Genomic DNA, 22291 nt, shown 5'->3' on the forward strand with positions numbered 1-22291 from the left:
TATCACATACTATGGATCTCTCACTATTATATTACAGCTTACAATGGCTCGCAGGATTCATCGCATTTGTAACGATCTGGGGTTGGGTGCCACTGGATAATTGGTGGGTACGTGGCGTCGAATTCCCACGCATTCAGATAATGGTACTGGGCATTATTGCTTGGATTGGCATGATCGTGTTTTTCTCAGAGTGGCAACTGGGACAATGGTTGTTATTTATAGTGCTTAGCATCACACTAGCGTTTCAACTCAGAATGGTATTGCCCTATACAAGGTTGTGGAAAAAAGAAGTTCAAAAAGCGAAAAATAAGCCAGAAGGGGAAGCACATCAATTAAAAATCATGGTGTCAAATGTATTAACACCCAATAATGAAACACAAAAATTGGTTGATTTGGTCAAGCATAGACAGCCCGACATTTTAATTACGCTTGAAACTGATAAAAAATGGGAGAAAGCCTTACAGCAAATTGAGTCTGATTATCCATATACAGTGAAGGTTCCGCTGGATAATCTATACGGTATGCACCTGTACTCTAAGCTTGAGCTCATAGATCCTGAAGTGAAGTACCTAATGATTGATGACATACCTTCTATTCATACGCAGTTACGCTTGCAAGGCGGCCGCGTGATTTGGCTATACTGCTTGCATCCTATGCCTCCAAGTCCAACTGAGGCTGATAAATCTACCACGCGTGATGCTGAGCTGTTGATGGTTGGCAAACACATCAAAGAAAATAAGCAAACCGCGATATTGGCTGGTGATCTCAACGATGTGGCATGGTCAAAAACCACGCGCCGCTTTCAGCGTATTTCTGGGCTGCTAGATCCTCGTATTGGTCGACACTTTATCAACACCTTTCATGTCAAATATCCGTTTCTGCGTTGGGCATTGGATCACATTTTCCATAGTGCTTGCTTTACAGTAGTTGATATCAAACGTATGCCGTCTATAGGATCTGATCATTTTCCTGTCATGACGACTTTACAATATGAGCCAGAAGAAACGAGTAAGCAAGAAGGTAACGCGCCTACTGCAGAAGCAGAAGATGTAGCAGAAGCAGATAGCAAGATTGAAGAAGGTAAAAAAGAAGGCAAGAAAATGTCAGATGAACGCAAAGAAGCGCAAGGCAGTTTTAGTTGATAAGAAGTGCGACGTATAGGTTAAAGTTTACTCTTATAACGTAAGCATATGCTTACGTCAAATAAGGTCTTTAGCTTCTATTCGTACCAAATTGATTGTCCTATAATACATTCATCAACACAAGGATACGCAAGGATGCAGTGTTGAGACGGTATCAATAAAAGAACAGGTCAGCCCGCTGTTTTATACGTTACTGTTTATGACTTAGGATGAGTCAACACGGAAGAGAGATAATAACAATAACATGAAGCACTGAAGCCCCGAACCAATCGCCCTAGGTTCGGGGCTTTTCTTTGTGCATCCTTTATCGATTTGTAATATTCTTGCTATAAACAGCTAAATAGATTGGTTTAACCGTCTGTTAAGTTAATTGTACTTAGGCGGTTTGCTATCCATTATTCTAATTAACTGGCAGTCAATTTCTAAATAAAAAAAGGGCATATGCATTGGCATATACCCTTTTTCTGTGCAAGCTAATTAGTATTATTAGCGTTCAGTGTATTAACTTATGACCAAGCAGTTGAACGTAAGTCTTTAACCGAGTACTTGGATGTAAGCACCTGCACGCAATTCTTGCAACCAGTCTTCTTGTGCTTGAGGCGCTAGGCGTTGATACAAAGCTTGGCGTGCCATATTGCGACGATATTGCTCGCTCACATCCTGCTGACGCTTACCGTCAACCTTTAGGATATGCCAGCCAAACTGAGTTTTGAATGGAGCAGAGTAGTCACCAACGGCTGTGTTTTTCATTGTGGCTTCAAATGGAGCCACCATATCTTCTTCACTGACCCAATCAAGATCACCACCGCGTCCAGCCGATCCTGGATCGTCTGAATAGGTTGATGCTAAGGCAGCAAAATCAGCGCCATTACGCAGTTGCTCATACAAATCATTAATTTTCTGTTCAGCCAGTGCATCTGTCTGTAACTCATCGACTTTTACTAAGATATGACGAGTGTGCCACTGCGGAATCAGCATGGTATCACTGGCTTTTTTATCAGCCAGCTTAACGATATCGATACCTTCAGGCGTTAGTAACGGCTCACTAACTGCACCAATATCGAGATTGGTAATTTTGCTTGATAGCTCTGTCGGCAGGGAGGCGGCTTTGTGAAAGCCCATATCGCCACCTTGAATAGGGATAGGATAGCTACCTTGGCTTGCAGCAACAGCTTCAGAGACATTGACATTTGGTTCAAGTAAACGAGTACGCAAATCCTGTGCAACTTTTAGCGCTTCCTCACGTTGAGCTGCTGACAGACGGCTGTAGTCATCTATATAAGGAACGCGTACATGCACAGTTTGGTATTCACTTTGGTTCAAACGTTTTGCTTCAGGCGACGCCAAAAATGCATCAATATCTTGCTCGCTAATGCGTACTCGGCGACTGATTTGACGCTGCTGCAGCTCTTGAATAGCAGCATCTTCGATCAGTTGAGCACGTAATGCGGCATAACTACCAGGACGCGCGGCATCTAAGCGTTGCTGTAATGCTGAGATGCTATTAAGCCCTTGAGATTGAGCAATTTGAGCAAGGCGTTGATTGATCTCGGTCTCATCAGGAGATAGGCCGACACGTTTTACCATTGATAGTTGCAATTCACGCAAGATAAGCGCGTTTAGTACCTCAGACTGTAGTTGTGCTGAGTTTGCAATTGGCTCGCCCGCTGCTCGTGCGCGGGCTTGGGTTTGTGTAATGGCATCAACCAATTCGCTCTTCAAGATAGCGTTTTCATTGACCAAAGCCACGATGCCATCAGTACTATTGGCAGGTGTCAAACGATCGACGGTATTTTGTCCAGCCGGATTCGACGTTTGTGCTACTGCAGGTGCCACCGTGGCTGCTTGAGCGCTCAAAGTGAGCGTAAGGCTGGCCCCTATAGACAGTAGTACAACGCGGCTGGTTTGACGTAAAGAAAAAAATCTCATGATGCTCCTCATCAATATCATCGCATCGGATGGTAGTTGGTCAACACGATCCAATACTTTTAATCATTAAATACCCGACAGTGTTGTCCATAATTGGATTGTAGATAGTGCTTTATACATTTTTATATAAATAATATTTTACTTCAAAAAATCTCGTTAGTCTTTCCATGCAGTTTGGACAGGTTCAAAGCCTAATATCTTATCAGAGAGCAATCGTGTTAAGCGGCTACTGCCACTACCAAGCCCATTTAATCTAATTTCCGCCATAATAGCTTGTGTTGGCTCGTCTTTGACATTTAAGTCATTATAGTAACGACGACCATAAACTGCAAAGCCAAAGCAGCAATCTTCATAATCAACGCCGATAAGTGAATCGAGCATCTTATTACTATTATAGTCATATTGACCTTGAGCCAATATCCGCCAGCTATTGTTGATAGGGAAAACAGCAGAGGCGGTAAATGCGGACAATGGCAACTGATCCGTATTTTCATCACGCTGGCGCTTGACATAGCCCACATTGAACAAGCTATTGTCTGATGGCTGATAACGTAGCTCAGTCGTGATATAGTTCAAATCATAGTCGTTAGTCAGCGCACCGCTCACATCAACCCAAAAATTGTTATAAGGTTGGGTGCTGGTAACCCATACCATGCCTGAGGAAGAAGAGTTGAAAACTCGTTGCTCATCATCAAGCGTGACACGACCATCATCTATATAGAACTGTTCTGCAATGCTACCATCAAAACGTGTCACACCCGTTGCATCGATGTAACGATAATTGACACCAGGCGTAATAGAGTGCAGATCTTGCAAGCGGTCATGGCCTAAAAACCAACTGTCTGAAAATAGCTGCTCATAGTTGATAGAGGCAATACGAGTATTGAAGTTAGGGATATCATTTTGGTTTTTGTACGGTGAATACGTGTATTTCACCCGCGGGCTAAGCAGACGATAGCCACCCATGGTGTCATCAAAAGCGCCAAAGGGTGAACCTGCTTGGTAGAAATTCAGACCTGCATCAATACTGGCTTGTGGCACAAATACGGATTGGCTACCATCTTCTTCACTGATGTTATTGTCTGCCAAGCTGTCTTCATCATAGGAAGTATAAAGGTGCTGTAGGCTTAGCTTCGGTCTAATATAGCCCCAAGACTTCTCCATCGGATAGACGGCACTTATTTTATTATAAATGCGTGCGCCGCTCTTTTCATCCTCGGAGCCATCATCAATAGACTTCTTAAAATAGGCAGAATCATGTACACCAGTGATGTCAAAGTTCTTCGCCCACGGCAGTCGATAGTTGAGCTTTAGTTGTGGTAGGCGTGAATAGGGTTTGTCTTTATCCTCTAGAGCCTCACCATTATCAGTAAACGCATCTAACGTTTGAAAGGTTTCTACTTTTAACTCACCATCGACGTAATCATTATAATAATTAACTCGAGCACGCCTTGGTAGATTGATGGTGTTATCTGATAAACCTAAGGTATCAAAATCATCAAGATAATCTGCATCTGATACATAGCTATATTTGGCATCACCACTTAACCGTGGAATACTTTTCGATGACCAATAATGATCATAAAAAAAGCTTTTACGATCTTCGTCATTATATTCTTTGTCATTAGGCAAGTATGAACCGTTAAAAATGCCTTCTCCATAGTTTTCGGTCAAATAACGGAACTCACCTGAGAGCATAGGATTACGATCAGTATATACATGCGTATTGAGCGTGGCATCGTAGTTGGGCGCTAGGTTGAAGTAATAAGGAACATCAATCTCAACACCGCTCTCGCTACTCACGCTCGCACTTGGTAATAAAAATCCGCTGCTACGACGACTGTCTATTGGGAAGTTAAAGTAGGGCAGATAAAAGACCGGTACGTCAGCAATGCGAAAAGTCGTATTGTAGGCTTCACCGCGCCCTGTATCAGTATTCAAATCGATACTTTTGGCATCAAATTGCCATTTACGGTTGGTGGGTGGACAGGTGCTAAACATCACCTCGTCCAACTCGTACTCACTATCATTGGGCTTATTCAAGCGTTTAGCGTAGCCGTGTGCTTGTAGCCCAACACTAGCAAAAGCCACATCGTTGGCTGTTGATTGTCCAGTTTCAGTATTATAATTTAAGCTGTCTGCAACCCCAATCAAACCACCTTTTTTTGCTCTTTCATTAAAGCTGGCTTGAGCGTTGCTTGGTACATTGCTACGTTGCAGTGATTGTCCTGTCGCCTGATCGGTAAACATGACTCTACCTTGCGCAGCAGCCACGCCATTGCTTAGATCAATCACAACTTTCTCTGCTTCGATATGCTGGGTGCCCTGATCGACTTTCACATTACCTGATAGCTCAGCATAGTTGATATTATTGTAATAACCGTAGTCTGACTCTGTGAATAAAGGTGCTTGATTGTTGGGAATACTGTCGACATCAGGTACAGGTTGTCCATTTGCACCGCCAGCCTCATTCACAGCACGCTGATAATTAGGGTTGCTCTTTGGATAGACCCATTGACCTTCACAGCGTTGTGCACTATCTATAGCGTTTGGCAATAATCGTAAGTTTTTACCGACTTTTGGAATGGTCTGCGCTGTAGGCGCTAAAGTACTCTGTATGTTATCTGACTCAGCATCTTCTATATTATCCACGTCATTTGAGACAGGAGTCTCTGGTGTAAGCTCATAGAATTCTGCCAAACGCACTAGACTGTCTTGAATGCTCTCATCATTGATATCTAGCTGGCGGTTATCCGCTGCGGTATTTTCAGGTGTAGCTATAGCATTAGCGCGTGTGTCGCGGCTTACCTGATCGCTATCTAGCATATTTGATGGTTGTGTCGAGGCGATATCAGAAGACTCATTAATCTCTGTGATATTCAAAACATCATCGGAGGCGCTGTCTTCTAACTTAGCATCGCTTGCGAAACGGGTGTCATCAAAATCAGAGGCAGGAGTCGCTCTTTGAGAATTATCGAGCTGTGAGCGCGCGTCTTTATAACGGATATCGTTGTAATCACTGCTTTGAGTGACATTACTGTTATTGGTATCAGAGAGGTAGCTGCTCGTACTACCAGCACTTGATGGCTCAGTTGTCTGTGTGTCAGCATCGTTGATGGCAGCATTAACCGTTAGGCTAGATAAGCCTAAGGCGCCAAATAAGATCAAACGAATGCTTTGGTAAAGCGGAGAATATAACAAGGGCACACCTATGATTGCAGAGCCTATTGGATTACGATACTGAATTGCATAGTCGTATTATTCAACAAGACAGAGCTGTTAATGAACGGCTAAAAAATCACTCATCGATAGCGTCATCTCAAGAATTTGGCTGTTTTACATATAATGACGACTAATCATAGTCAAAAAAAACCAAATCAGCTACACTATTTACCAAAATTTATAATATAGCCAAGCTGCTTTTAAATGAGCTAAAAATTTCAGCTTATCGTTAAATTACTGAATGATATCTTGATATGTCTACTAACGCAGTTGTTGCGGCTTAAGATATGACCATTTTAGCAAGTATTTGCCTGACTTATCACTACTTTAATTATTTATGATTTATATTTAACCTGTGATGCCCATTATGACTGATAAAACCACTATAGAGCCTGACATGACCGATAACAATAACGACAATCGCCAACAACAACTCGAGCATTGGTTGCAGCAAGTATTTGTAGATAAGCCCTTTGATCTAAACAGTTTACCGGGTGACGCGAGTGCGCGCCGCTATCATCGCATTCAACTGCTAGAGGCTGACGGATCAGGAGATACGCGTCATATCGTCATGGATTCTGCTGATGAGCAAGATGCCATGCGGCAGTTCATCAATGTTGCCAAGCTCATGTCGCCTGCAATCAATGTGCCGACGCTCATCGCACAAAATTTAGAAAAAGGTTTTTTGGTGCTACAAGACTTTGGTGTAGTAGAGTTTGCTCATTTGCTCAATGATGCAACACCAGAGCAAATCAATGACTATTATCAACTTGCCATGCAGACGTTAGTAGCGCTGCAAACGGTACCAGTCGAGACTGCAAAATCTCAGTATCAGCTCCCAGATTACGATACGGCGTTATTAGATCGCGAAATGAACCTGTTTAGTGAGTGGTTTATCCCTTATATCGGCGTAGAGCTGAATGAGGAGGTGTGGGAAAACTTAAAATCGGCACTCATCAATGAAATCCTGCTACAGCCACAAGTCATTGTGCATCGCGACTATCATAGTCGTAACCTCATGCAAGACCAAGCGGACACATCGCGCTTGGGTGTGATTGATTTTCAGGATGCCGTCATCGGCTCTTATACTTATGATTTAGTATCATTGGTACGCGATGCTTATGTTGAATGGCCAGAGCACCAAGTATCTGCATGGATTAACGACTTTTGGCAGCTACAAAAGCAACAATTGCTAACCACAGCCGATAATGTGGTTCAGCTTGAAAACGACGTTAATGTAATGGGCGTGCAGCGTCATTTAAAAGTACTAGGGATTTTTATTCGATTATCTGAACGCGATGGCAAAGATCGCTATTTGGGTGATATTCCCAAAGTCATGCGTGATTTAATTATTGAATTAAACTGGCTGGCTGAACAAGGTAATGATGCGATCAAGCATGCCGTCCTACCTTTTAATCAATGGCTAAAAGATGCTGTTCTACCTGCATACAAAGGTAAGTTTGCTTCAGCCTAGATGATGCTTAATCAAATTGATCAACTAAATAATAAAAATAGGAGTAAGCATGTCTAACTCTACGATTACACAAGCCATGATTTTGGCTGCTGGCAAGGGCACACGTCTGCGACCATTGACGCTAGATACGCCCAAACCTTTGGTCGAAGTGGGCGGTCAGCCACTTATTGTCTGGCATATTAAAGCACTACAAGCCGCAGGTATTACCGATATCACGATCAATGCGTCATGGCTGGCGGATAAGCTAATGGATACCTTGGGCGACGGTGCGCAATATGGAGTCAAACTACATTGGTCAGTAGAAGGTGATGAGCCGTTAGAGACGGCAGGTGGCATTTTTCAGGCATTACAGTCAGGCAAGCTGCGAGACGAGCCATTTATTCTCGTCAACTCTGATGTTTGGACGACCTATGATTTTGCTCAGTTGCGAGACTATACATTAGGCGCGGATCAGCGCGCGCACCTGTTGTTGATTGACAATCCAGAGCACAATGATGGTGGTGATTTCGCTATTAATAATGGTCTTGCCAGCGAGCAGCCAGTTGGCGATGCGGACAAGTTTACTTTCGCTGGTATTAGCGTGATGTCTCCTACGTTGGTAGAAGGACTAGTATCAGGACAACCTGCCGCATTGGCGCCACTACTTAAGCAAGCGATGATCAAATTCCAGATTACTGCTGAAGTGATTACTGATAACTGGATCGACGTCGGTACAGCCGAGCGCTTGGCACAAGTGAATGAATTTATTGAAAAAAACGATATCGATAATCATCAAGGTCGAGTAAATTTATAAGATAAGCAAAAATACACTGGTAAACACAAAAAAGCAGCGTTGATCGTTCAACGCTGCTTTTTTACACAGATGATTTCTATATCTTGTTCAATATTTACCAATAGAAATGAAGAGTGAATACAAGGGCTGGTAAATTGAGCGCGTAGCACATAGATAACGACATTGTCTGATAACCGTATTGTCTGATAACCGTGTTAAACGCCCATTGCCAGCTTAATCAATTGGGCAATCGTAAAGATCGTCAAAAATCCTGCGGCATATAAGCCCAAAAACCAAGCCCATTGTCTTTGCTTTTTACTCAAATGTTTTTTACTGAGATTTTTCATAAAGACCTCTTATCTGACAAATTGAGCACAGGTGCCACAAAAATGTGTAGCACCTGCTTATCTCACTACTAGCTGCTTGTCATTTACAATGACTAGTACATATGTTCGTGATCAGTTTTGCCCTTGAACACATAGTACGCATAAGCAGTATAACTTAAGATGATAGGTAACATGATTACCGCACCCACCAGCATAAATGATAGCGATGTATCGGCAGCCGCCGCTTCATGTAGCGTCATCTGATAGGGCACAATATAAGGGAAAATCGCCAGACACACCCCAATATAACCCATCAAAAATAGTGCGACAGTCAATAAGAAAGGACGATATTCACGCTCTGTGGTCAAATCTTTACGCATAATAAAGAACAATATGAGAGCAATAATCGGCATCGGCGCTAAGTAAGGTAAGCGTGCTAATGTGAACCAATTCTCAAGCGCTTCAATGTCTGAGAAGTACATAAAGATCGTCACGATAATCATTGCGACAACCAGCGCTGACAATAACCACCCTGAGATTTTTCTTGCCCAGACCTGCAAGTCATGTTCCGTCTTTAAGATCAGCCACGTCGAGCCTAATAGCGCATAACCAATGATGACCGCAATACCGCTGACAATCGAAAAGGTCGTGAGCCAGTCAAAGGGGCCACCCGTGAACAGACGGTTACTGGCGTCAAGACCATGCACCAACGAGCCAAGCATCACCCCTTGAAAAAAGGCAGCAGTGATTGAGCCAACAAAAAACAAAGAGTCCCATATGTAGCGATGCGTGCTAGATTTGAAACGAAACTCAAACGCCACGCCACGCAAGATCAGGCCAAACAGCATAAAGATGACCGGCAGATACAAGCCTGTCATGATAATGCCATAAGCGACTGGGAAAGCTGCGAATAGACCGCCGCCACCCAATACCAGCCACGTCTCGTTACCATCCCAGAATGGGGCGATAGAGTTCATCATGCGACTACGGTTTTTGTCTGAGCCTGCAAACGGAAATAAAATACCACAGCCTAAATCAAAGCCATCAAGCAGGACATAAATGAAGACTGCAAGCGCAATCAATCCACCCCAAATTAAGGGTAAGTCTAATACATCACCGAAATTAAACATTAGCGTAACCCTCCATCATCGATGTCATCTGCTGGTGTGTCGATATCTTGCTTGGTCGTGTGACCAGCAGGATCATTATCTCCGCTCAGCGTACGACCTTGACCTTCGGTTACTGAATGCTCGTAGAAATTGTCTTCGGCAGGATCGGTATAAGGTTTTGGCCCTTGACCAATCAAGCGCAAGATATAAAAGCTACCTGCACCAAAAACAAAGGTATAGACGATAATAAAGCCGATCAATGTAGTGGCAACCTGTTGGGCTGCTAAGGGTGACATACTTTCAGCTGTACGGATTACACCATAGACTGTCCATGGCTGACGCCCTGTTTCGGTGACAAACCAACCGGCAAGTAGCGCGATAAAGCCAAGCGGCGTCATCATCATCCATGCACGGTGGAACAGCTTGCTGTCAGGACTGAACTGCTGTTTTTTGAAGTATTTATAGACACTAAATAGACCCACAAGCACCATTAACATACCAATGGCAACCATAATACGGAAGGCCCAAAATACAATAATAACGTGTGGTTGGTCTTCTGTTGCCCAGTTTTTAAGACCCTTCACTTCACCATCTAAAGAGTGAGTGAGAATCAAACCTGTGACATAAGGGATTTTTACTTCGTATTTATTGGTTTGATTTTCTTGATCAGGAATCGCAAAGAGACGTAATGCTGCCCCGCGCTCATCTTCCCAGATACCTTCCATGGCTGCGACTTTGGCAGGCTGATGCTCAAGCGTATTTAGCCCGTGCTCATCACCGATTAATACCTGCGCAGGTGCCACAAAAATCGCCATAATCATCGCCATGCCCAACATCACGCGGCCATGTTTTCGGTGTTCGATGTGCTTTTTGGATTGTAGATAATAAGCACCAATACCACCAACCACAAAAGCAGTCGTCAAGAAAGCAGCGGTCATCATGTGTGCGTAGCGGTAGGGAAATGAGGGATTAAAAATAATCTCAAGCCAGTTGGTTGGATAAAGCAGACCATCAGCACCGACCATGAATCCTTGCGGCGTCTGCATAAAGCTGTTGGCGGCCAAGATCCAAAACCCTGAGATCAACGTACCGATAGCGACGGTTGCAGTGGCGACAAAGTGCATGCGCTTACTAACGCGGCCCCAACCGAAGAGCATGATACCCAAAAAGGAGGCTTCTAAGAAAAATGCAGTCAGTACTTCATAAGCGAGGAGTGGGCCTAAGACGTTACCCGCCTTATCTGAAAAGACTGCCCAGTTGGTCCCAAACTGGTAAGACATTACTACCCCTGAAACCACACCCATACCAAACACCACGGCAAATATTTTTACCCAGTGTTTGTAGACTTCCGCAAAAACAGGATTGCCTGTTCTTAACCAGCGAAACTCAAGTACGGTCAGCCAGCTAGCAAGTCCAATAGAAAAAGCGGGAAAGACAATATGAAAGGAGACAACAAAAGCAAACTGGATACGCGCGAGTGTCAGCGCATCGAGCTGGTCAATCATAAACGTAGCAAACATAAATGGTTACTCTTATCTGTTAGCTTCATAGCGCTGTCTTCCGTACAACGCTCAAGTAACTGTCCGTAACGGTACATAAATCAAGGTGACAATGATTACGGGCAATGGCTCTTAGTGGCGTAAAACTTTAACGACATCAGGCATAAATTGTGGCTAAGGTTACGATTCACTGTTTAGCTGAATTGAATAATTTATGTCCCTATAAACTCATATACTACAGGTATGTGCTATGCATATATTATGCGCTTCCCTAGATAGTGACGCAACCCGTGCGGTTAGACAGCTGCATACCTAGGAGTCAGAAAAACAAACATAAAACACCCTTGAAAATAAAATTAATTTTATGAATAACAATGACTTGGGAATAGCGAGTATTTTTTTATAAAACATCTGTTTTGTTTATTACTTGCTTTCCCATGCATTAAAATGTTCCCCAATAACAAAAACATACATCATTCTTGTAACTGTTTATGCAAAATCCGTCGCAGTGTCAAAATCGTTTGTGGATTGGTTTGAATACTATGACCGCCATTGATAATGGTCTCAGACGCCGCGCCATCTAAGTGCGCACTGGTATAAGGCACAATACCGTCTGATAAACGTTGGGTTAGGGCTTGACTGATATTTTTATCAACAGTGACGGCAGCGACCAGTGGCTCAGGAGGCAGCTCTGATGTGTCATCTGACACGCGGGCACTTGCGCGTTCGTCTTTAGCGTCTTCTTCTAGCGCTTGCGATAAATCAATTTTGGCACCGTCAGGCTGTGCTTGGGCCAGTCCTTTGGTGATATCAGCATCATTATTGGCAATAATCGAATGATAAGTGACACGACTATTGATCGTCAGATCTTTGGTCAGCTCAATAAAAGAAGAGTCATCGCTTAGCTGGCTGGCACCGTTTTGCAAATACAAAGCGCCCAACGGGTTTTGTGCCAGATCGCCTTGCGTGGCAATCGTTGCCAAGTTGTCAGTCACTGTTTTTACCAAACCGACTGGCAGATAGACAATGCGGCGCAGCGCCCGCGTAAACCAGCGGTCTGCATAGTCAGTGCCGCGAAAAGGTGCAGATAAAAAGACAGCGGTGTCTACTTGTGGCAAGGATTGTAGCTCAAACCGTTTTTTTAATTCCTTTTCACCAAACGATTCTTTTAGTGCATCGCGGATTTGCCGTTTTTCACTACTAGAGAGAATGTCTTGATCATCAAGTCTGTCCAAATCATCGACCAAATTATCATCGGACAGCATCATGCGCGCGATAAGGGCACCCATGCTGTGGCTAATGATCACGCTGTTTTTACTGGCGCGATTTTGTCCTGTTGGGTCCGTCTGCTCGTAAGTCGTGTTGATTAATTGCTGAATCTGATAGCGGTTTTCTAAAATAGGCAAATTGGTTGGATAAAATATTTGCCAAACCTGGTAATTGTCGCGCAGTTTGTCATCATTGAGAATATCGTTGGTGAGATTGACCCACGTGGCTGGGCTAGAGGCCAAACCATGTAGCATAATGATGACACGCTTGTCAGGGTCATAAGGTTCGAGCATAAACAGTTTGGGCAGACGAGCATCTGGCTGGCGTGTGATGAGGTTCAAATAACCCACACTATCCAACTGGTTTTCTGCCAGCCACATTCCATAACCTGCTGAGAAATTGGCTGCTAATGGATAGTTATCGTTAAGAATATTGACGGTTTCAGTTTGATATGGATTGTATAGATGGATATCGAGCTGGCGACTGCTCAGCACATCCAGCACGCTATCACCACTTGGTTTGATCAAACCAGTTAGCAGGAGATGACCAGTAGGATAAATGCGTGAGCTTGGCTCGCTATCTTTTGTATTGTCACTCTCATTGGTTAATCGACCCGATAGTGATGATGATAATAATTGGCGAATCGTGATGGTGTAACGATCATCGAGAGAAGCGACTAAGCTGATACCTAAACCGGGACGTTTGCTAACAGAATTCAGCCCAGAGAGACGTAGCTCGTAAGTAGAAACTAAGTCAGCAAGCGCAGAGTCTTGCTTATGAGCATTTTGCAAATAGTTGTTTTCATTGGGCAAATAGATGCCGAGGTCATAATCATCTACTTGTACTTTCATGACCTTGACTTGGTCGGTCGCTTTACCTTTTAGCGGGGCTCGGTTGGCAATCGCTGCTTGATCGCTACTATCGCGCCTAGCAGAAGGGATGGTTAAGTATTCTACTTTTTTGCCATTCATCAATTTATCTGAGTTTTCGGTCGATCGATAAAGCTGCGTGATGACATCATTGCTGGCAGCGTTATAGATATCTTGGGTCTGAATATCGTTGTCAGTTGGGATGCGGGTTTGCGTGTGAGCACTACTATAGCTTTCATCAGCACCCTCAAAATCATGAGTCAGACTGTCATAAAACAAATAGGTATAGCTATATTTAATCGCATCAAACAGTCTGTCCTGATAATTGTTTAAGCAAAGAGTGGTCTCTTCTTGCTGCGTTTTGGCATCGTCGTCGCTCAAAGGCGCATTGGCATAGTATGGGTCAAGTGGTGGACGGGCAAGTGCATTGCGGCAGTTTTGTGAGTCAGCAAGCTGGCGCGCTTTTGCGTAGTGCAGTTCTGCAAAAATTGCCAGTGCAGGTCGATAGTGTTTATTTAAAATACTGTCCGTGAGCTGAGTCAAGCACAAGTCGAATTGCTGCATACAAGCTTGCTCATCAAGACCTGCTGATAGCAAGGCAGATGCCGTATCGCTGCTTAGTTGATTATCAGTGACGATATTACCGCGCTGTGCTGAGATGGTCTTGGCCGATGCTTGTTTTTCTACCGAGACGACACTACAGGCTGGTAGCAGCATTGCCGCTGTCAATAATGCAACTGAGGCGATAGGCAGCATTTTTTTATTGGCTTGCGTTACCGTGTTTTTGCTAGGGCTAGCAGAAGTCATAGGTCAGTCCGGTAAAAAAGAAGTGATGAGAAAACCAGCAATGGAAGTGCTATTGGTTATGGTAGAGTTTAGCGTAACTTTTGATATTAGACTATTTTATTTGAAGGGTTATAACCAAGCGCTATATATCGAATGACTTTTTTAAAGGATGGTTATTGTTTTGAGATACACTTAAATTTTTGGGTAAAAAGGGCATTCATTTAGACAAAGTAGGAAAAGACAGGGTTCTGCGCAAGCAGCTTGCTATTAGGCACAAAAAAGCCAGACATAAAAAAGCGCCTTGGCTTTATATTCATAAAAACAAAGGCGCTAGGTATTCTCAGGCTATCAAACTATTTGTTTATCTTTAGTATAGACAAACAGTACCAATTTAGGCACCTGGTTTGACATTGATATCCGGTGCAGGGATATCCCAAATGTAGAATTTGCCATCTTCAACCAGTTTGATTTGCTGAGGAATAACGGTGTTGTTAGGGTATTTTGCTTCAAGACGACGTAGGCGCTCTAGGGCGTTAGCACGGCGATCACTGAGTAGGTCTGACTGTGCCAAGCTTTGCTCTGCTTCGGTATAACCCAGAGATACGGCTCGGTCTAGATATTTTTGGCCTTCTTTAAACCCGCCACCTTCTGATAGCATCATGCCATATAAGAAGTTGGCTTCACCGCTATCTGGCTGGATTTTGAGCGCACGATCAACATACTGGCCGCCGCGTACCGTGTAGTCTGAGCCCAAGTCTAGATTACGACCCATACCATTTAGCTTGGCTGCGCGCATCAATACATCATAAGACGCATTTGGTGATTTGGCGTAAGGCTCAATCCAATCGGCCAATACTTTGATTTTTTCGCGAGTGTAATGGCGCTGAGTGCGGTTAGGGAAGTTTGGTGGATAGTGACGAGCATTCGGTGAGACGTCTGCGATAAAATCATCAAGCAAGCTGACGTCAAGCTTATCAGTACCTAGGCCTTTTTGTTGTGGAATCAAGACGGTTTTGATAAAGCTCACATCTGAGAGCTGTACTTGTGGCGTTGGAATATTTGAGAGCTGACCACTGCGCAGATCAATACCAGTCGCGGTCATCGGACCTGGCTCATAGATGCGAGTAGTACCGCTCATCACAGGGGCGTTAGCTGGATTCATCATTTGCGATGCTGGTGGCTGAGCGGGGCTGATAGGTACACGATTTGGTTGAGCATTGCTTGATTGCATCATCTGTGCTGCCTGTGCCGTGCTCAAAGGGGTACGGTTAGACTGAGTGTTGCTTGACGGCATCATTGGCTGAGTATTAACTGACTGAGCGCTATTAGCAGGCGTAGCATCTGTTGTGCTTTGAGCTGTGCTGGTCGTTGCACCTGGCCTTGCTAGACGAATCACGCGTTTACTGGAATCTACAGCGCTCGGTACAGCAGGTGCTGATGTAGCAGCAGTGTCAGCTTCTGCAGCATTCACAGGCGCAGAAAGCATCATTGCACAGGCGGCCGCGAGCGCAGTCAAGGTTGCAAGCTTTGGCGACTTGGAAGACGCGCTATTAGAGAGAGTTGCTTTCATAAAAATCATTACCTTATTTAGTCGTTATTTATTTATTAATCGGTTGATAGTCAGGATATATGTTTGCTGCAAAATCGTACAAATTTTTAATACCCTAGCAAATTAAGCTTTGCGCTATCTGTGGTAGGATTGTTACTCGCTTGGGCTGAGCAAATCGAGTATTGCTCGTCATCTCAGACATCAAATTGCTATTTGCCTTTATAAATGATAAGCGGTCGCCTTCATACGGTTGGCCATCCAGCGCATTGTCTGACGTACAGGTGGTGACAACGCAGCGCCGCCACTTGCCAGTGCTAGCTCGCGATGATGTTGCTCTTCGATATCCATTTGTGCCAGTATTTCTCTTGAGCGTTGATCATGTTCGGGTAGTTGATTGATATGATCTTGCAGGTGCTCGCTAACTTGTGCTTCTGTCTCCGCGACAAACCCCAAACTAAACTCATTTGAGATGGCGCCTGCGACTGCACCTAGGCCAAAAGACATCCCATACCAAAGCGGGGTAAACACACTCGCATGGCTACCCAGCTCATTTAAGCGCGTCTCGCACCAGACCAGATGATCGACTTCTTCTTCAGCAGAGTTCTGCATAGCTTGCTTGACGCCACTGTCTTTGGCAGCAAATGCTTGTCCATGGTAGAGACCTTGCGCGCACACTTCACCGGTATGATTGATACGCATCAGCCCTGCGACATGGCGTGCCTCTGTGATGGTCAGTTCAGGAATCTCGTCACTACTCACTGGCAATGGGCGCGTACTGGGGTTTGAGTTTGGCACGACAGCTCGTAATGCTTTGTCGACCCCAAGCAATAGCTGATCGATTTTGGATAAAGGACGCAGGGCCATGGTTCACTCCTGATGGCGTTAAATTCTATCAATAAAATAAGACTAGTGACTGCTCTAGGGCAATAATCCTGTGCACAGCTCTTATATACATTACTATAGCAAACAATCCAAATTATCGGCATCAATATTATTGCCTTGATAACCTATCGATTGCTATCGTTATTTAAGCTCAATATGGCTTATTTATATAACCACATCATCATTGGTTTGGATAACCGCCTGTTTGATATGCCTATTTAGCTTAAGGTATAAGAAGATACCAAAAACAATATTGAGCACACCTGTTACCAAAAATAGCTGCGGTAGACTTAGCCCTAATGCATTTAAGATGACAATCGCAAAAATCGCTGATGTGACCATAAATATCGCATTGAATATATTGTTGGCACCCACGATACGCGCGCGATGGCTCTTTGGCGCATAGGCCTGCATTGAGGCATATAAAGGCACAATATATAAACCGCCACTGAATCCCAATAAGAACAAATCAGCAAAAACGCGCCAGCTACCGCTCGTACCAAATAAATCACTGATACCAAGCAATGTGTCATTATTCACATTTATGTTTAGGCTTGAAAGTGAAAAGTACAAATCAATAGCAAAGATACTCAATCCAGCAATACCAAAAGGCAATAGGCGCAGGCTGACTTGGTTTTTGGTCAATGATTTGCATAGGAGCGAACCTATCGATACCCCTACTGAAAATAGCGTCAATAGAAAAATCACCACCGACTCATCACCGTGCAAAATGACTTTGCTGAACTCTGGCACTTGAGTCAAAAACGTCGCCCCATAAAACCAAAACCAGCTGTTGCCAAGAATGACAAAAAACAAGAATGGCAGAGAGTAGAGATAGCGTACCGTAGACAAGCTGATGGTGATAATATTCCAGTTAATCTTAAGATCAGGCTGCATGGCTGGCATGTTAGGGATATAGCGCGCTGCCAGATAACCCAGCACAGCAACGACCAATACGGTAGCGCTAATCCAATATAAGGAGTGTGACAGCTGAGTTAAGATACCAGCGACAATCATACCAACAAGAATGGCTAGAGAAGTGCCCATTTGAAACAGACCGTTGGCACCGACCAGCTCATCTTCTTTCATCGCCTGTGGTAGATAAGCGTACTTAATCGGTCCAAAAAAGGTCGAATGCGTGCCCATCAAAAACAACGCGACAAATAAAAGGGTGTACCATTCAAAAACAAAACCAACCGCAGCGATTGCCATGATGACTAGCTCAAGTACTTTGATAAACTGCGTGAGCTTGGATTTTTCATACTTATCAGCGATTTGTCCTGCCAATGCCGAAAACAAAAAGTAGGGCAGTATGAATAACATCGCGGCCAAATTATTTAAAATACTGACTTCCACACCCAATTGACTGGCAGCGGTATAAGTCAGAACCAGTATAAGTGCTTGTTTAAAGATATTGTCATTAAACGCACCCAAAAACTGAGTGAAAAACATGGCGCTAAAACGGCGGCGCTTAAATAGCTGAAACTGATTGGACATGAATGTTCCTACAGATGAGAAGCGGCTGATAAAGTAAGAAGAGGCGCTGAACGCAGCTTATAATGCGATAGCAATCATCAATATTATCAAAAACTTATCGAAATACAGCATAGGTTTTATCAATATTAAGCCGTATAATAGCAAGGCTTAAGTAAAAATACATGAAACCTGCGCTATGATTTCATAATTAACTAAGTTATGATTTGTAAATTTTATATGGTTGCATTAAAAGGTGCGAGCGACGGTAAAGGTGAAGGCTTGCTATCAATCAAGACTGTTTGTATGGTGTCACCCATCGAGTGCTGAGATTTAATATGCGCTAGAGACTTCCATCATGACAAGCAACGTAGTAAACCATTAATTTCAGCCCACTGCTATAAGTTTATTCACCGGTCTGACTTGGCGATAATCAATCGTTAATAATAGTATGCCGCGTGAAGGGATAGGACGTAAACATGACCCAGCCGCCTTCAACTCGAGCACGCAACACATTAATGAGGCAGCGTGACAGCGTGAGTATTCAGAATGATATCAGCATCCAAAGCACTCATGTCGGTACTCCCCGTATTCATTTTAAGCGCTCAGCGCTCTGTACCGCGCTAGCTACTAGTCTAGTCAGTGTCGCACCTGCGGCATTGGCTGAGACAACCAACACAAATATCACCAATCCATCGACCAGCAATCAAGTCGCTAAGACTCAATCAGCTAACAATCAAACGACCAATAATACATCAGGCACACTATCAGACGATGATACCCAGCTCGATGCTGCCCTAGATGCACTACGTCTAAAAAAGGCAGTAGAGCAAGGTATTATTGATCAGTCGGTCTTGGATGACTATAGCGAGCAAACACTAGGTATCAAAAAATCTGATGCTAACTCGCCATTGTCTCAGAATGACAGTGCCCGAAATAATAATCACAATAGTGGCCTGCAAGATTCAAATCGTTTCGACGAGGATATGTACGTAGAAGGCATGCAGGCAGATCTATCTAACGATGATTTGTTGCAGCAAGCAACAGCGATACAGCAGCAAGGCTATCAGATGATGACGCCTGAGCAGATTGATCGTGAGTTGGCTGCGCTCGATTTACAAAATGCTCAAGATATCGATAGCATTAACAACGACAGTGCCTTTGATGCGCCAATTGCCACATTGAACGACACAGCGCCGCCCATCGGCTTAGATGTTGACTTAGATGCGACCAACTTGCCTATGCCTAGCAATCTTGACACACTGGGTAGAAGTGAGGCCGCAGCAGAACAGGCAGCCACAGCTGAAATTATGTCACGTCCCATTAACGTGAGTGACTCTGTCAGCAGTGGCAATGTCAATGCGGCAAATGGCATTAATGATGAGATAATAGCAGGTAATAGCGATATAACCGATGGCGGTAACATGCCCTCAGATGTGATTGATCCTGAAGACTACCTACCGGATTATCAGAATGATACTCAGGCCGTCAATCAAAGCATCGAGCAAGCTGACCAGTCAAAACCACTTGCACGTAATAAAAGCAATATCGTCAAGCGTCTCTATAATCGCTTTTTCAATGGTGGTGTGATGGCATTGCCTAGTGTGGAGACCACGGTTTATATACAACAAGCTGGCGCCGAAGACACGGCTAATGGTCAACCAAAACTCATCAAAGCTGACGACGATATTCAGCCAATGAAGAATATTAAAGCGGCCCTTGATGATACGACAGTACAGTCGGTCATTGATTTTACCGCAGCGCTACCACGTTTGCGTCAAACGGCATTGGATGCTGCCAAAGCAGTGGGTTACTATGATGTGACTCTCAGCCTGCGTCAGCCTACGCGTGATACGATCAATGTGGTGATCGAAGAGCTGGGCGAGCCTGTTATTGTAGACAGCCGTATCGTTGATATCCGCGGTGAGGGCGGTGAGCAAGCAGAGTTTGTCGCGCTTGAAAAAGAATTACCGCCGCAAGAAGGGGATATTTTTAACCACCGTGTCTACAAGAGTAGTAAAGCGGCGCTTGAGTCTTTGAGTAATACCTATGGGTATTTTGATCAGTATTGGTTAAACAAATCTGTCGATATTATCTTACCAGACAACAAAGCGGACATGTCTTTGGTCTACAACACAGGCGACCGCTACGAGTTTGATGATGTTGTTTTCTTTACCTATGACAAAGAAACCAACACGCTGACACAAGACCCTGACAAACTCCCAGTAGAATTGTCGTTATTGCAGCAGTTGTATGAGTTTGCGCCGGGTGACCCATTCTATCGTCCATCAGTGACAAAGTTTAGTAATGACTTATCAGCGACTCGCTATTTCAACGCTGTCAACGTTGAATCGATATTACCGCCAGATGACCGGAGTGAGGCCAGTACATTGGCATTTGATAATGCACCTACCAATAGCAATGCTATATTGGATGAGGATGTTGATAAGGATGGCATCTCAGATATGACTGGAGATAATGCTACTCTAGCAGCATCCAATAATCGTTTGGCTAGTACAGAAGATACGGGTAGTAGTACTGGCGTAGAGCGTGAAAGTGCGCTTAGCAATGGTAGTGGCGAGACGGTCAATGAAGCTGATATTGCTGCTATCGAGTTTGAGGTTGATGAAGAAACGCTTGATAAGCTACAAGCGGTTAAGCAAAAAGCAGAGCGTCTAAGCCGCCTGCCGGATGACCGCGTGCTGGATGAAAAAGACCAAGAAGCGGATAACTTATTAGGCAAAATCAGTGACTCTATCAGTAATGTGGCCCAAAAAATATTCCCTGATGATGCAGACTTCACCGTTGATGAGGATTTCGTACCGCCAACGCTCGCAGGACGTAAAACACCGCAAGACGTTGCCACAAGCAAAAAAGTACCGTTGTATGTCTTTGTATACGCTGATAAGCCGCGTGATGCTCAGGTTGGTTTGGGTTACGGTACTGACACAGGCGTGCGAGCAACCGCCAAGATCGATTATAATTTGCTTAACCGTCAGGGCTATCAAGCAGGCGCAGAAACCGAAGTGTCCAGAATCAGCAAAAACGTCGCTGTCTATGCGAGCCGCCCTTGGAATCATCCACTCAATGATAAATTAGATGGGCGTCTTACTTATGAAGAAGAAGTCATTGACCAAGGCAAAGGTAACTTTGATTTATCTACCACCACTTTAAAAGCGGCTTTGGCACGTAATATTCGCCGTGATAGTGGTTGGAATCGTAGCTACTCTATGCGTTATCGTTTAGATGAGCTAGAGACTGGCGTTGACGGCGCTGCGCGGGATGATTTACCTATCCGCTTTACCTCGTCAAACCCCAAGCAGCAAGCATTGCTGTTTGGCTATGGCATGAATAAAACCGACACGGATAGTGCGACTAATCCAACGCGCGGTATGCGTCAGTATTATTCGATTGAAGCAGGTGCTGACAAAGCGCTGAGTGATACTGATTTGGCCATCGTGCGTGCTGGTGTTAGCGGTATTTATAGCTTTGGCGATGACAAAAAACATCAAGTGCTTGGTAGTTTGAATGGTGGTTATATTTGGGCAGATGATTTCTATGATGTGCCTTATAAATTGCGCTTTTTCGCAGGTGGCGACCAAAGCATCCGTGGCTATGACTACGAGAGCTTATCGCCACTAAACGATAAAGGCTATCTGACAGGCGGGCAAGTACTAGCGGTTGGTAGTGCAGAGTATAACTATGAGTTCAAACCGGGCTTTCGCGGTGCATTCTTTACCGATGTTGGTAATGCGTACGACAAAGACTTTGATGCTGAAACCAAAGTTGGCGTCGGCGTCGGTGTGCGCTGGGCCTCTCCTGTTGGGATGGTGCGTGTCGATGTCGCCGCAGGGGTGACAGAAGACAATATTCCTGTGCGATTACATTTCTTTATTGGCTCGCCGTTGTAAAAGCTTACTTCCTACATATGAACACAGATCGCTTGAACCGTTTTATTCATTACTTATCGTACCGATTGCTGGTCATCAC

13 protein-coding genes are annotated in these 22291 nt (G+C 44.2%); 4 read left to right on the forward strand and 9 right to left on the reverse strand.

Annotated features, from left to right (window positions below):
* Positions 1 to 11: 11 nt before the first annotated feature.
* Positions 12 to 1142 carry an endonuclease/exonuclease/phosphatase family protein gene (locus tag CUR83_RS04775; RefSeq protein WP_071003473.1) on the forward strand — a complete coding sequence of 377 codons (1131 nt, stop codon included), beginning with the start codon at positions 12 to 14 and terminating at the stop codon, positions 1140 to 1142.
* A 534-nt stretch (positions 1143 to 1676) separates the two neighbouring features.
* Here the strand turns inward: CUR83_RS04775 and CUR83_RS04780 are convergent.
* Positions 1677 to 3071, reverse strand: coding sequence for a peptidylprolyl isomerase (locus CUR83_RS04780; RefSeq protein WP_071003475.1), 1395 nt, complete (start codon positions 3069 to 3071; stop codon positions 1677 to 1679).
* A 156-nt stretch (positions 3072 to 3227) separates the two neighbouring features.
* Positions 3228 to 6272: an LPS-assembly protein LptD gene (locus CUR83_RS04785; protein ID WP_284719208.1), complete on the reverse strand. Its 3045-nt coding sequence runs from the start codon at positions 6270 to 6272 to the stop codon at positions 3228 to 3230.
* Positions 6273 to 6651: 379 nt separating this feature from the next.
* On the opposite strand from CUR83_RS04785, the gene CUR83_RS04790 reads away from it, so the two are divergent.
* Positions 6652 to 7767 carry an aminoglycoside phosphotransferase family protein gene (locus CUR83_RS04790; protein WP_425301255.1) on the forward strand — a complete coding sequence of 372 codons (1116 nt, stop codon included), beginning with the start codon at positions 6652 to 6654 and terminating at the stop codon, positions 7765 to 7767.
* A gap of 49 nt (positions 7768 to 7816) precedes the next feature.
* Positions 7817 to 8560, forward strand: coding sequence for an N-acetylmuramate alpha-1-phosphate uridylyltransferase MurU (murU, locus tag CUR83_RS04795; RefSeq protein ID WP_284719210.1), 744 nt, complete (start codon positions 7817 to 7819; stop codon positions 8558 to 8560).
* A gap of 194 nt (positions 8561 to 8754) precedes the next feature.
* On the opposite strand, the gene CUR83_RS04800 is transcribed toward murU, so the two are convergent.
* The 7 genes from CUR83_RS04800 to CUR83_RS04830 all read right to left on the reverse strand — a co-directional run bounded on the left by CUR83_RS04800 (position 8755) and on the right by CUR83_RS04830 (position 18325).
* A complete protein-coding gene (locus CUR83_RS04800; RefSeq protein ID WP_263281220.1) occupies positions 8755 to 8886 on the reverse strand; it encodes a hypothetical protein in 132 nt (43 codons plus the stop codon).
* Between the two features lie 92 nt (positions 8887 to 8978).
* Complete coding sequence (cydB, locus tag CUR83_RS04805; protein ID WP_284719211.1) at positions 8979 to 9995, reverse strand: cytochrome d ubiquinol oxidase subunit II; 1017 nt, start codon at positions 9993 to 9995, stop codon at positions 8979 to 8981.
* Positions 9995 to 11494: a cytochrome ubiquinol oxidase subunit I gene (locus CUR83_RS04810; protein ID WP_071003485.1), complete on the reverse strand. Its 1500-nt coding sequence runs from the start codon at positions 11492 to 11494 to the stop codon at positions 9995 to 9997. The genes cydB and CUR83_RS04810 overlap by 1 nt, the downstream gene beginning before the upstream one ends.
* A gap of 452 nt (positions 11495 to 11946) precedes the next feature.
* Complete coding sequence (locus CUR83_RS04815; protein ID WP_071003487.1) at positions 11947 to 14418, reverse strand: esterase/lipase family protein; 2472 nt, start codon at positions 14416 to 14418, stop codon at positions 11947 to 11949.
* Between the two features lie 370 nt (positions 14419 to 14788).
* A complete protein-coding gene (locus CUR83_RS04820; protein WP_071003489.1) occupies positions 14789 to 15967 on the reverse strand; it encodes a tetratricopeptide repeat protein in 1179 nt (392 codons plus the stop codon).
* Positions 15968 to 16165: 198 nt separating this feature from the next.
* Positions 16166 to 16804, reverse strand: coding sequence for a 2-polyprenyl-3-methyl-6-methoxy-1,4-benzoquinone monooxygenase (coq7, locus tag CUR83_RS04825; protein WP_197496799.1), 639 nt, complete (start codon positions 16802 to 16804; stop codon positions 16166 to 16168).
* Between the two features lie 189 nt (positions 16805 to 16993).
* Positions 16994 to 18325 carry an MFS transporter gene (locus CUR83_RS04830; RefSeq protein ID WP_071003492.1) on the reverse strand — a complete coding sequence of 444 codons (1332 nt, stop codon included), beginning with the start codon at positions 18323 to 18325 and terminating at the stop codon, positions 16994 to 16996.
* 455 nt (positions 18326 to 18780) lie between these two features.
* Here CUR83_RS04830 and CUR83_RS04835 point away from each other — a divergent pair, with 455 nt between their 5' ends.
* Complete coding sequence (locus tag CUR83_RS04835; RefSeq protein WP_284719212.1) at positions 18781 to 22212, forward strand: autotransporter assembly complex protein TamA; 3432 nt, start codon at positions 18781 to 18783, stop codon at positions 22210 to 22212.
* Positions 22213 to 22291: the final 79 nt, after the last annotated feature.

This window comes from Psychrobacter pocilloporae, from assembly GCF_029872915.1.
GTDB lineage: Bacteria > Pseudomonadota > Gammaproteobacteria > Pseudomonadales > Moraxellaceae > Psychrobacter > Psychrobacter pacificensis.